The 11,898-nt window shown below is 57.0% G+C and carries 12 protein-coding genes; 10 read left to right on the top strand and 2 right to left on the bottom strand.

Annotated elements, in window-relative coordinates:
* Nucleotides 1-55: 55 nt before the first annotated feature.
* A complete protein-coding gene (locus F4555_RS05650; protein ID WP_249933559.1) occupies nucleotides 56-1,054 on the top strand; it encodes a glycosyltransferase in 999 nt (332 codons plus the stop codon).
* A gap of 27 nt (nucleotides 1,055-1,081) precedes the next feature.
* Here the strand turns inward: F4555_RS05650 and F4555_RS05645 are convergent, their stop codons facing one another.
* Together F4555_RS05645 and F4555_RS05640 are read right to left on the bottom strand one after the other, a co-directional pair.
* Nucleotides 1,082-1,552, bottom strand: coding sequence for a DUF2304 domain-containing protein (locus F4555_RS05645; RefSeq protein ID WP_004012117.1), 471 nt, complete (start codon nucleotides 1,550-1,552; stop codon nucleotides 1,082-1,084).
* A 1-nt stretch (nucleotide 1,553) separates the two neighbouring features.
* Nucleotides 1,554-2,264 carry a glycosyltransferase family 2 protein gene (locus tag F4555_RS05640; RefSeq protein ID WP_004012118.1) on the bottom strand — a complete coding sequence of 237 codons (711 nt, stop codon included), beginning with the start codon at nucleotides 2,262-2,264 and terminating at the stop codon, nucleotides 1,554-1,556.
* A 121-nt stretch (nucleotides 2,265-2,385) separates the two neighbouring features.
* Between F4555_RS05640 and F4555_RS05635 the strand changes: the two genes are divergently transcribed.
* The 9 genes from F4555_RS05635 (at nucleotide 2,386) to F4555_RS05595 (ending at nucleotide 11,894) form a co-directional block, all read left to right on the top strand.
* Nucleotides 2,386-4,740 carry a cell wall-binding repeat-containing protein gene (locus tag F4555_RS05635; RefSeq protein ID WP_115325984.1) on the top strand — a complete coding sequence of 785 codons (2,355 nt, stop codon included), beginning with the start codon at nucleotides 2,386-2,388 and terminating at the stop codon, nucleotides 4,738-4,740.
* 29 nt (nucleotides 4,741-4,769) lie between these two features.
* Complete coding sequence (locus tag F4555_RS05630; protein WP_004015638.1) at nucleotides 4,770-5,984, top strand: glycosyltransferase family 4 protein; 1,215 nt, start codon at nucleotides 4,770-4,772, stop codon at nucleotides 5,982-5,984.
* A gap of 42 nt (nucleotides 5,985-6,026) precedes the next feature.
* Nucleotides 6,027-7,172 (top strand): glycosyltransferase, encoded by a 1,146-nt coding sequence (locus F4555_RS05625; RefSeq protein WP_115325985.1) that lies wholly within the window; start codon nucleotides 6,027-6,029, stop codon nucleotides 7,170-7,172.
* A 113-nt stretch (nucleotides 7,173-7,285) separates the two neighbouring features.
* Nucleotides 7,286-8,704 carry a lipopolysaccharide biosynthesis protein gene (locus F4555_RS05620; RefSeq protein ID WP_115325986.1) on the top strand — a complete coding sequence of 473 codons (1,419 nt, stop codon included), beginning with the start codon at nucleotides 7,286-7,288 and terminating at the stop codon, nucleotides 8,702-8,704.
* Nucleotides 8,701-9,825: a glycosyltransferase gene (locus F4555_RS05615; protein ID WP_115325987.1), complete on the top strand. Its 1,125-nt coding sequence runs from the start codon at nucleotides 8,701-8,703 to the stop codon at nucleotides 9,823-9,825. Before F4555_RS05620 ends, F4555_RS05615 begins: the two co-directional genes overlap by 4 nt.
* A 242-nt stretch (nucleotides 9,826-10,067) precedes the next feature.
* On the top strand, nucleotides 10,068-10,553 hold the full coding sequence (locus tag F4555_RS05610; RefSeq protein ID WP_004016618.1) for a chymotrypsin family serine protease: 486 nt from the start codon (nucleotides 10,068-10,070) through the stop codon (nucleotides 10,551-10,553).
* A 6-nt stretch (nucleotides 10,554-10,559) separates the two neighbouring features.
* On the top strand, nucleotides 10,560-10,736 hold the full coding sequence (locus F4555_RS11540; RefSeq protein WP_112664868.1) for a trypsin-like serine protease: 177 nt from the start codon (nucleotides 10,560-10,562) through the stop codon (nucleotides 10,734-10,736).
* Nucleotides 10,737-10,739: 3 nt separating this feature from the next.
* Nucleotides 10,740-11,333 carry a hypothetical protein gene (locus F4555_RS05600; RefSeq protein ID WP_231282872.1) on the top strand — a complete coding sequence of 198 codons (594 nt, stop codon included), beginning with the start codon at nucleotides 10,740-10,742 and terminating at the stop codon, nucleotides 11,331-11,333.
* Between the two features lie 9 nt (nucleotides 11,334-11,342).
* Nucleotides 11,343-11,894 carry a hypothetical protein gene (locus F4555_RS05595; protein WP_004015648.1) on the top strand — a complete coding sequence of 184 codons (552 nt, stop codon included), beginning with the start codon at nucleotides 11,343-11,345 and terminating at the stop codon, nucleotides 11,892-11,894.
* Nucleotides 11,895-11,898 lie beyond the last annotated feature (4 nt).

Raw genomic sequence — 11,898 nt, 5'->3', positions numbered from 1 at the left:
CGGCGGTTTTACCTTATTTTTCCAGCCGGAAACCCCCAAAGGAGGTAAACCAATCATGAGCCCCACCGTGCGCCCTAACCCGGAAATACGGGTGGTCTGTGTGGCGTATCACAGCGCCACCCAAGTGCGCAATCTGCTGGAAAGCCTGCCGGCGGCCACCCACCGACGGGTACAAGCGGTGGTGGTGGATAACTCGGAAGCCCCGGATGCCGAACTGCAGCAAATCTGTAAAACCGCTGGTGCCGCCTATGTTTCCCGTCCGGATAACCCCGGTTTCGGGGTGGCCTCTAATCTGGGGGTCGCGCTGCGGGTAAACGGGGTGGCCAGCGAACCCTGGGTGGTATTAGCTAATCCTGACCTGCGGTTTTTGCCGGATTCATTAGATGCCCTCCTGGACGCAGCTGTTGCCCATCCCCAGGCGGCGGTGGTAGGTCCGGCGTTGGTTGACCAGTCTGGCACGCGCTATCCCACCGGTCGGTCTTTCCCGTATTTCTCGGTGGGAATCGGTCATGCGCTGTTTGGCTGGTGGTGGCCGGGTAATCCCTGGACTCAGGCGTATTGGGGGCGAGCGTGGCGCGGAAATGAAAACTGCACGGTGGACTGGGTTTCCGGGGCTTGCCAGGTGTGGCGCCGCGCGGATTGGCGGGTCTTGCACGGTTTCGACCCCAGTTTCTTCATGTACTTCGAGGACGCGGATTTATGCCTTAAGGCGCGGCGACGCTTGGGGAAAACGGCCTTGTTGGCGGCTGGCGTGGCTGTGATTCACGACCAGGGTGCTTCGACGGGGAACGTCACGGCTGGGACTGGCACCTCATGCATCCGCCGCAACGCGATCGACGCGCAAACGCCACTCGACGGTTCCAACTCCCGCAACACTTTCAGCACGCCGAACCCACCCGTCCGCAGCACGCCGAACCCGCGAGCGCTGCGTGCCCACCACGAGTCGACGCTGATATTTCTACGGCACCTCTATCCTCAAATCTATTGGAGGCCACTCTTGGCGTTGATAGGGTTGGGCTTGAAATTGCGCCTCGCCATTTTGCGGCGGAAGTAATTTACGCGTGAATTTTCTCCAAGCGACTCATGAATCCGCGCCGCCAGTTCCGTTGGGTGAAGAATCGTTGGGCGGTAACGGGTCGCGGTGGTTGGGGTCGGATTCACGAGGTGCCATCGGATATTCCGGATTAGCCAAGGCTAGCGAGCGGGTCAATTCAGTAATCCGCGCCTGAACCGCTATGTTGTAGCGCCACTGCACCAGCCAAGTCGCGACCACCACCACGACCAGGGAATATAACAGCAAATCCGTGCCGCGACCCACCCCTAGGAACCGTGCCACCGCCGAGATGAGGTTTGGGAAAATAATCGCCAAAGCCGCCCCAACCGCGAATAAAGCCGCCAAGATACGCCGCATCGCTAGGTTTCGGGCTCCCTTAAGACGCGACACATAGACCAACCCGAAAACCACCGCTACCAGCAAAACCACCTTTATCCCTAAGTGGGAAATCGAAGCCAGGTTCCAGGCGGGCGTGACGACCCAACTGAGTGAAAACACTTTAACGCACCCCCATAATCAAGTCAGCCACAATGTTTATGGAATTCCACAGGGACTGGCCTTTGGCCTTGGAATACGCCGTGTAACGGATATTTACCGGTGCCTCGGCCCAGGGCAGTCCGGAGCGACCCAGCTGCGCCACAATCTCGGAGGCATGCGCCATCCGATTTTGATGCAAATGCAGCGAAGCGGCGGCACGACGGCTGAGCAGACGCAACCCATTGTGGGCATCTGTCAAGCGCATCTTGGTGCTTTTAGCGGTCACCCAGGCGGCTGTTTTTAAAACAATCTTCTTGGGTAAACCCATTTCTTGGTGGGTCGAGAGGAACCGCGAACCAAAAACAATGTCCAAGTCGTCACGCTTGGCTTGTTCCCACATTGCCACCACATCGGTCGGGTCGTGTTGCCCATCGGAATCGAAAGTCGCCAGGTAGGGAAAATCGGTGTGTTGCAAAAAGAACGAAATCCCGGTTTGTAAGGCGGCACCCTGCCCCAGATTAACCGCGTGGTGCAGTACCGTCGCCCCTGCCCGGTGAGCCAGGGCGGCCGAGTCGTCGGTGCAACCATCATCCACCGCGATGATATGGGGGAAAGTCGCACGGGTAGCGTTGATTACTTCCGCTATCACCGCGCCTTCGTTGTAAACCGGCACGACGAGGGCGACTTCCTCGCCGGCACCGCCGTCACGGTGGACAGACACGTTTTCACTCACGGTTTCATTGTGTCACGTTCGCGGGCTTTTTTAGAAACACGCGGCTTTTTGGCATAGCGCAGCTGGGGGAATCGTAGTAAGTTTCAAAAGAGTGTTTTATTTATAAGGAAGGCATTTTTGTATGGGGAAGCTGAGAATATTTTTGGCTGGAATTGGGGTCTCGCGGCAGGCCGGGACAGGTAGAAAATGGAGTGTTTCTGTGTCCGTAGCCGCGATGCTGGGCTTGGCCGCTACCGGTCAAGCGGTGGCGGTGCCCGACGCCATGATTGATCGTCCCGGCAGCGACACCCTAAGCTATAGTTTCAAAACTGTGAAATCCTTGCCGGGGCTGTCCACAGCGGAACTGAGCGCGAAAGTAAACGAGTTTAACGCTGCGGAAGGCGAAGTTAGCTATGCCCCTGACGGGCGGCGCATCACCACAAAATTCGCTGCTGGGTATGCCAATCTCGGAGAGACCGCGAAACTTAGTGCCACAGCAAATCTGACTTCCCCCGTGGCGCTGGTGGCCGCGCGGTGGCCAGCGCAGGGAGCACAACCTGTGGCGGTGTTGGGGCGGACTTTTAAAGGCGGAAAATGGACCAAGTGGCAGAATGTTGGTGACGAGGTTGACACGGCCAAGGACGGGGTCACCAGTGCTACCGATGCTTGGGTGGTAACCAACTCGGCCAAAGCTGAAATCGCCTTGATTATGGCAGAATCCACCACAAAGGTTCGCCCGCAACTGCAGATTATTGACCCGGGAACCCGCGTGGCGGATCGTAAATTCGCCCTGCCCGCCAAAGGAGAAACTGCCGCTGGAACCAAGCCGTCCAAAACTGTCCCTGGACAAGCCGGTGGGAAGGACGGCGAAAAAGCCAATGACAACGACAGCATTGATGACTCGGGGCAAAACGTGACTCCCCCCAGTCCCACTAGCCTCTGGGCGCAGGTTCCCGAGGTACCCGGACCGGTGGAACTGTTGAGCCGCGAGGCTTGGGGCGCTAATCCTAGCTGGATGCGTTGGCAGGTGGAACCTGGAAATGTTCAGGCTGCAGTGATTCACCACACCGCCGGACAAAACGACTACCCCGCAGAAGCAGTACCGGGAATTTTGCGTTCCATCTACCGCTATCACGCGGTGAGCCTGGGGTGGGGCGATATTGGATACAACGTGCTGGTAGATAACTACGGGCGTGCCTGGCAAGGACGCGCCGGGGATTTCTGGTCGTATAACAGTGTGGGCGGACACGCCTTGGGGGTGAATAAATCCACCTTCGGGATTTCCGTTTTGGGAAACTACACGGATTTCCGACCTTCTGATGCCGCCATTGCCACGGTAGCAAAGGTGATTACGTATAAATTGCCGGTGGGATTGAATCCCCTGAATCTTTCCACCCCGATTGTCAACGACAAAGGCAATGTGATTTACGCGCCCGTGGTTTCGGGACACCGCGACTTGGTTGCCACCAGCTGTCCTGGCCAAGCTTTTTATGACTATCTGCCGGAAGTTCGCAAGAAAATCGCGGAATATATTGCCGCTCCGGGCTATACCATGAAGAATCCACAAGAGAACCCGGCAGAGCGTGAACAGCTGGCGCGGGGTATCCCCACCCAACTGGCTGGGGCGAATCGCGTGGAAACCTCTATTTCTATTGCCTCTTATGCTTTCCCTAAAGGAAGTAAAACTGTCTATGTGGCACGCGCTGACAACACTGCTGATGCTTTGGCCGGGGGTGCCCTGACTGACGGGCCGATTGTGCTGGTCAGTCACAATAGCAAGGCGCTAAACCAGGTTTCGAACTACATTGCTTCGGCCGGAGCTAAACAAGTGATAGCCTTGGGTGGCTCGGGGGCGATTGCTGACTCTACGCTGTCCGCCGTGTCTGGCAATGCCGTCACTTCCCGTCTAGCGGGTGCTGACCGGGGGGCAACAGCAGCGGAAATCGCAAAGGCTGTTATAAAGGCTAACCCGCAGATGAAAACCGTCTATTTGGCGGAACAGAGCCAGGGGATTGATGCTTTGGCGGCGGGCTCTTTAACGGATGGACCGGTGTTGCTGGTACCAACCCGAGGGACCCTTCCAGCCGCTGTTAAAACCGCGATTAACATCATCAACCCCGCACGGGTAGTTGCTTTAGGTGGGAATAACGCGGTTTCTTCTCAGATACTGCAAGAAGCTGGGGAGGGACGCACTACCGAACGGATTGCCGGGGCGGATCGTTACCATACTTCCCGGCAAATTAGCCGATACGGGTATCCTAATGGTGCTGAACATGTTTTTTTGGCTTCCGGGAAAAACCCAGTGGATGCTGTGGCTGGTGGGATTCTGACTGGCGGGCCGATTTTGCTGCTGTCCAACGCCACTAGCGCTACCCTTGACAGCAGGGTCGGCGAGGAAATCAGCCGCTTGAAAGCCAAGAACGTGACTGCGTTGGGGGGTGTGGCGGCGGTGTCTGCGAACCAGACCCGTCAAGCCTTGACATACACTACAAGGTAGATACGAAAGAACCATAAAGGCTGAGAGCAGTGCCCGATATTCAGATTGTCTCGCGGATTTTCGCCCCTGAACCGGCCGCCGCGTCTTTCCGGTTGGCCGCGCTAACAAAAGCCCTGCACGCGCACGGGGTAACAGTGGACGTGTTGACCACGATTCCTGCCCCGGGGCATGACCGGCAGGCTCACTGTGACATGGACGACCTTTCCGGGGTGCGGATTCGCCGGGTGCAAGCCAAACGGGACAAAACCGGGTATATTCGCGGGTATCTTTCCTATCTGTCCTTCGACATTCCCGCGTTTTTCCGCTTGCTGTTTATGCCTGCGCCCCGAGTGTACGTGGTGGAGCCCCCACCCACCACCGGCCTGGTGGTGCGGGTGCTCAGCTGGTTGCGTCGACGTCCCTATGTGTTCTATGCGGCGGATATCTGGTCGGATGCGGCTGCAGCCATGGCGGTGCCCGCAGTGGTGGTGCAAGCCTTACGTGGGGTGGAATCCTGGGTTTTGCGCGGCGCGGCTGTGGTGTTAACCCCTACCGAAGACGGGGCGTGCCGCGTCCGCGCCCTGGGGGCGCGTCACGTTGTGGTGGTACCCAACGGCATCGACACCGAGGTTTTCACTGACCAAGGCGCGGTTCCGGAGCCCCTAGCGGGCGCTAATCCGGGGGATGGCGACTGGCTGGTCTATGCTGGCACGGCCTCCGAGTGGCAGGGAGCCGAAGTGTTCCTAGAAGCATTCGACCAGGTCAGACAGGATTTTCCGCAGGCAAGGTTGCTGTTCCTGGGACAGGGCTCGGCCTGGCCGGCCTTGCAAGCCCGCGCTGCACGGTTGCCCCGGGGATTGGTGTTTTTTGCGCAAACAGACCCGGCTTCGGCCGCCGCGTGGCAGCGTCAAGCGGCGGCTGCCCTGGTGTCCCTGAAGCCCGACACCGGCTATGACAGTGCCTATCCCACTAAGGTTTATGCCGCCTTGGCTTGCGGCACGCCGGTGCTTTTCGCCGGGGTGGGACCGGCCGCCCGGGATATCGCCACGCATCGGTTGGGGCTCGCTCTGCCGTGGCGGGTGGACGCGGTTGTTCGCGGGATGCGTCGGGTACTGTCGGGTAATCTGGACACGGCTGATTTGCGGGCGTGGGCTTTGCGGCACTGTTCATTAGACGCCACCGGGGATAAAGCGGCTCGTGTCGTGATGAAAGCCGCCAATATTTCGGGTCAGACCCCTGGGAAAGGACAGCCAGGCAAGGTATAAAGCCTGGATTAACGGATAGCACCTCATGAAAAGGAAGGAAAAGTGAAAGTAACCGCCGTAGCGACCTGGTTCCCCACCGAGAAAGCCCCCGCCTCGGGGTCGTTTATCGTCAAAGATTTGCACGCCATCGCCAAAGCCGGGGCGAAAGTACGGCTGATACACCTGGTGGCACCCCGGCTCTATGACGGTTCACGGCGGGTGAACCACGAGGGTATCGAGGTGGTGCGCATTCCCTTTGACCCGTTTTCTCCCCTCGACTTGGGGCGCGCCGGGCGACTGCTGCCGACCTACCTGCGGGGCTCTGACCTGGTGCATTCCATGGCCATGTCCGCGTTGGCACCCGTGCTAGTGGGGAAACCTGCCGGTATGCCGTGGGTACACACCGAACACTGGTCAGGACTGACGAATCCCGACACGCTTGGGCTGGGGTTGCGCGCCGCCAGGCCAGTGATTTTAGGGCTGGAACGCTTGCCCGACGTGGTTACGGCGGTGTGCCCGTATCTGTCGGCTCCGCTGCGGACGGTGCGACCGCATAAGCCCACGGTCGAGATTCCTTGCGTAGTGGAACCGGTGGCGAACCTGGTGGAACGCCGCGTGTTGAGCGCCCCGTCCGCGCCGTGGCGGCTGGTGTCGGTGGGGGGACTGGTGGAACGCAAAGACCCACTGTTCGCGCTGCGGGTGGTGCAAGAGTTACAACGACGCGGCCGGGAAACCAACCTGACCTGGGTGGGAACCGGACCGCTGGAATCCGCGTGTCGGGATTACGCGGCGGAACACGGACTGGATTTGCGGCTGACCGGAGCCTTGCCCTACGAAGGCGTGTCGCGGGAGCTCGCGGCCGCCGACGTGTTTATCGGGCCGACGCATGGGGATAATTTCTATGTTTCCTGTGCGGAGGCGATTTTGCACGGCCGGCCCGTGGTGGTGGGGGATGCGGGGGGACACCCGGATTACATGCGCCCGGCGGCCGGCGAGGCCTTGCCACACCACGACCCGGGGGATTACGCCGATGCGGTGGAAGCCCAGATTCTGGATAACCAACATTGCGCGGGGGATATTGCCGCTACTATCGGCACAGCCTTTTCAGAGGACACGGTTGGCGCCAGTTATGTCGCGGTGTATCGCGCCATGCTAGACGGGAAGGTGGATTCTTTGCGGGAGACACTGCCTTCGTGGCGCGGTTGGTAGCGGGTGGTAGCCTTGGGTTCTTCGTCACGAGGTGCCAGCCGCGTGTGGCGCCCACTGCGCCCAGATCGCGCCTAAATATTCACGGGTGACAAATTACCAACTAAAATCACACTATGGCCACGAATACTACTGCCGGGGGGCAAGACCCCAACCCGGGGCGGCGTTTCGCCCGGTGGCGGCGTTTCGCCTCGGCGCATCCGGTGCTGAGTAATATTGGGATTCTGGCTACCGGCACCGCCGCCGGCCAGGCCATCGCTATCGCGGTTTCGGTGGTAACCGCCAGGTTGTTTACCCCTGAAGCCTTCGGAGAGTTCGCCCTGTTTTCCTCGATTGCGGGGATTTTTGCCGTGATAGCGACCTTGCGCTACGACCTGGCGATTGTCCTGCCGGAATCTGATGATGAAGCCAGGCAGTTGGCGCGCCTCGCCACCCGCGCCAACCTAGTAGTATCGCTCACCGCCACGCTCCTGGCTTTCCTCTACCGTGACACTGTGGCCGAAATCTGGAGCAGCCCCACCCTGGCGACTTGGCTCCCTTTGGTGGGTTTATCCGTATTTTGTGCCGCACAAATTTCGATTTGGCAATACTGGTTTAACCGCAAGCGTCAATATCGGGTGATTGCCCTGAACCGTTTCACTCAATCCGTGGGTACCAGTGGTGGCCAGTTGGGTTTCGGTCTGGGCGGGATGCGGTCTTTCCTGGGTCTGCTGTGCGGCAGTTTCATCGGCCTGGTTTGGGCCTTGTTCAACCTAGGGAGGCAAAGCGGCGAGTTGCGCCGCCGCCCCGGCACAGATGCCCCCACTATCCGCCAGGCCGCTCGTCGACACCGTAAAATGCCCCTGTTGAATCTGCCCAATGCCCTGGTGGATGCGGTGCGCACCAACGGAATCCAGATGTTGATTGGAGTTATCGCCCTGAATGCTTTGGGACAGTTCAACTTGGCGTGGCGCGTGTTGCAAGCCCCGATTGCCTTGTTGAATGGGGCTATCGCCCAGGTGTTTCTGGAGCGCATGAGCCGGGTGCAACGCGGGGAGCTGACGGGTCTGGTGCGCGCCGTAATGAAACGCGCAATACTGTTTGCCGTGTTGCCGTTTGGCTTGCTGTGGTTGTTGGCGCCGTGGTTGATTCCCCTGGTTTTTGGTTCGCAGTGGGTCGAGGCCGGGCTGATTACCCGTGCCCTGGTGCCATGGCTGGCGATGAATCTGGTGACGTCCCCGATTTCCAATGTGTTCGTGGTGACTTCACGCCAACAGTGGGTGCTGATTCACGCTATCGTGTTCACGGTTATCCCCTTGGCGTGGCTGTTTTTCTCGCCACTGGAGTTCCTCGAGACCCTGCAGGTGTTGAGTTTGATGATGGCGCTAATGTTGGGGTTGTTGCTGGTTTTGGCCGATATGGCCGCGCGGGCTTACGATCATGAGGTGCCATCCCGGGGGGCGGGCGAAACGCCGGATGCCGCCCCGGACACTAATCAGGAAAACGGGGCGGACACGGTTGAAACTAAGCCTGAAATCGAGGGAGGCACCTCATGAACCCGAAACCCACCCCACCCAGCGCCACCGTGGTAATCGCGTGTCACGACCCTAAGCGTCCCCTGCGGCGAGCGGTGACTTCCGTGTTGCAAAGCCGGGCGGCAAAAGTCCTGGTGGTGGCGCATAACCTGGAGGCGGCGCAATTGGCGGCGGTTTTGGATAAAGATGTCTCGGGCAGTGGCAGGGGAGCCGGGGCGGGGAGGCTTTCGACGCATCCCCGCGTGGAAATCCTCGAGTTGCGCGACGGTTTGCATTCCCCCGCCGAGCCTTTCAACTACGGTCTAAGCCGGGTACAGACCCGGTTTGCGGCGATTATGGGCTCCGATGATTTTTTGGATCCCGGGGCGGTGGATGTCTGGGTGGCTTTAGCCAAGCGATATCACGCGGATATGGTGATTACCCGGTTGCAACGCGGGGGACGTGACGCGCGGCGGCCGGTGCACACTCCGCCAGTACGACCGTGGTTGCGTGGTTTAGCGGATTTTCGCCGCGATCGGCTCTATTATCGCAGCGCCCCCTTGGGGTTGATGCGAGTTTCTCGGTTGCGGGAACTGGGGTTGGAAATGACTCCGGGTTTGGCGGTGGGTGAGGATATCGCGTTTTCGATGCGGCTGTATGCGTCTTCTCGGGTGGTGGTGCAGCGTCGAGGATTGGGCTATGTGGTTGGCGAGGACGGCCCGGCACGGGTCACCTTGCAGTCTCGTCCGATTGCCGAGGAGCTGGGCCATGTCACGGACTTGTTGGGACGTGCCTGGGCGAAAGCCTGGCCGGTGGCGGTTCGCCGGGCGGTGGCCGCGAAGACCTTGCGGATTCACGTGTTCGGGGTGGTGTTGAATCGGGAGCGTGACTGGTGGGATGTCGAACAACGCCAGGCTTTGGCTGCGATTACCCGGGAATTGCTGGATTTCGCCCCGGGTTGCGAGCGGGTGTTTAGCCGGGCGGACACGGCTTTGTTAGCGGCTATCTTGAATCCCACGATTCCCGTGGACGTGTTGCGCCAACGCGCCCAGGCGCGCCGCCGTTTCCTGTCTTTTGGGGCACTCATGCCCGCGCACCGCGAGGGCTGGTTCGCGGCGGAAGGCCCGTGGCGCTTCGCCGCCGCTTCCTTCCTGGTGCAATAGACATAGGCACCACTTCCAAGATTCCTACAATTCTCGATTTTCATAAAGTCCCAGGTTAGACCGGGGTATCGCCTGGCTGAAACCCACTGACCAGGCTAAATATTTGTGCTAACATTTAGGATTTAGGTATTGACTTCTGCCGTATATGACTGCTAAAAAAGATTCAAGCCTTCCAAGTGTGGGATTTAACGTCCTTGGTGTTGGCGCGGAATTGATTACTTTCTAAATTTGTCGAGGAGGACATGATGGGCAAGAAGGCTGTGTTCCTTATAAAATACGCTCTTTCCCCCGACACCACAATGCACGACGAAGCCCTCTACGGCGGGGGGAAAATCTCGTATGATGCAGGATATAAGGGAATTGGGACATGCACCACGGCCTTTGCAACAGAGAATGAGTACTATCCACATGCGCTATTTACTGCGGGACATTGCTTAAAACACGGTGCAACAGTGTACGGGAAATGGGGTTCCGGAATATTCTTAGACAAGATATTTACATATAAAGAATACAACGGTGATGTGGGTGTGGTTGTGCCGAGCGGAGAAGCTGTAACTGAAGGTAAATTTTGGAGTGAAAAAACTGGGGGGTTAACCCCTGTTACCTGGCGTATCGAAGAACCCTCCTATGGACAGTGGCTTGCAGTTAAAGGTGAATTATCCGGTAGGCAATATGCAATTGTGCAAGGAGATGTTTGCTACCGTGACGCTGAAAGAAAGTTTGATTGAAATCTCGTGTACGTAAATGACCATGTTACGCAGAGGGGCGATTCTGGTGGACCATGGTTCTCCAGTGGTGGTGCCGCCGGTATACACAAAGGCCAAATATATGTTGATGGACAAGCGAGTTCAGTTTTCACTAAAATCACCAAAGCTGAATCGGTGTCAGGTTTCAAGCTAAAAATGGAGTAATCCATGTATAAAAAGACGTTAACTATGTTATTTTACCTATTATTGGTAGCTAGTTTTAGCGTAGCTGGTTGCTCAAGGGTGATTTCTGCTAAGCAAACAACGCCTAATTCCCCTCCTACAGTTACAAATGAACCTACCGCAAGTAATTCCTCACCACAAAAGCGATTTGCGACGCTTTTCGAGCCTGAAACCGAATGGGTGAAGCTTGCGAAGACTGATAAGTTCAAATACTGGCAAATACCTGAGGAGAATACTAAGTATGCGATTTATAACGAACTTTTGCTGAATGGGATAGGTGAGTTACAGGTAGTGGGAGGGCAGCTTTGCTTTAAAGAAGGTATCCACATGGTTCCTGCCGTGCTATCCTCAACGTATAAGGTTTCAGGGTCTAAAATTCAAATAGGTAAAGATGAATTCGTGCAAATTGGTGAAAAATTTGAATTCGACAATGGGGTTAATAAAGGAAATGTTTCTGAGATTGGGATGTACAGCCCGGAAGAGAAATTTCCAAAGGAATTTATTAACTCCCCGTGTTTTGAAGGAAAGAAATTTACAGGTGGTAGCATAGACATTTTTTACGATTCTTCAAGTGATTAAGGAGATGTGATGGGTAGGAAGGCTGTGCTTGCTACTGTCCTGTGTCTTGCGGTTTCGCTTGGCGTAGCCGCTTGCGGCAGCCCGAAGGCTCCAGATTCCGGCTCTGATGAGGTCAGTAAACAACCGGTGCCGCACGCGACGCTTTTCGAGCCTGAAACCGAATGGGTGAAGCATGCGAAGACTGATAAGTTCAAATACTGGCAAATACCAAGGGAAAATGCTGATAAAGCTGTACACTTGGAACGAGCTATGGGAGGGACGGGAGAATTCGTTGTTCGGGAGGGGCAGCTCTGCTTTAATGCGAAACACGAGCAAGTTCCTGCGGTTCTATTGTCGGATTACCAGGTGTCCAGTGAAAAAATTCAAATCAGCAAAAACGACTTTGTGAGATTGGGCGAAAAATTTAAATATGACAATGGGAACTATATAGGAAATATATCGCTGATTGGACTGCATGGTTCGAAAGAAAAGATTCCCCAGGAATTCACCGACTCTCCATGCTTTACTGGAGAGAAATACGATAGATATGTGATAATTTTTGAAAATTCCTTATCCAACTAAAATT

This window comes from Mobiluncus mulieris (assembly GCF_014204735.1).
GTDB lineage: Bacteria > Actinomycetota > Actinomycetes > Actinomycetales > Actinomycetaceae > Mobiluncus > Mobiluncus mulieris.
This window is presented reverse-complemented; position numbering and strand designations above follow the sequence as displayed.

What these genes read in the sequence shown, in the direction of transcription:
- F4555_RS05610 (WP_004016618.1), top strand. Translation starts at nt 10,068, where the DNA reads ATGATGGGCAAGAAGGCTGTGTTCCTTATAAAATACGCTCTTTCCCCC.
- F4555_RS05600 (WP_231282872.1), top strand. Translation starts at nt 10,740, where the DNA reads ATGTATAAAAAGACGTTAACTATGTTATTTTACCTATTATTGGTAGCT.
- F4555_RS05635 (WP_115325984.1), top strand. Translation starts at nt 2,386, where the DNA reads ATGGGGAAGCTGAGAATATTTTTGGCTGGAATTGGGGTCTCGCGGCAG.
- F4555_RS05650 (WP_249933559.1), top strand. Translation starts at nt 56, where the DNA reads ATGAGCCCCACCGTGCGCCCTAACCCGGAAATACGGGTGGTCTGTGTG.
- F4555_RS05595 (WP_004015648.1), top strand. Translation starts at nt 11,343, where the DNA reads ATGGGTAGGAAGGCTGTGCTTGCTACTGTCCTGTGTCTTGCGGTTTCG.
- F4555_RS05620 (WP_115325986.1), top strand. Translation starts at nt 7,286, where the DNA reads ATGGCCACGAATACTACTGCCGGGGGGCAAGACCCCAACCCGGGGCGG.
- F4555_RS05615 (WP_115325987.1), top strand. Translation starts at nt 8,701, where the DNA reads ATGAACCCGAAACCCACCCCACCCAGCGCCACCGTGGTAATCGCGTGT.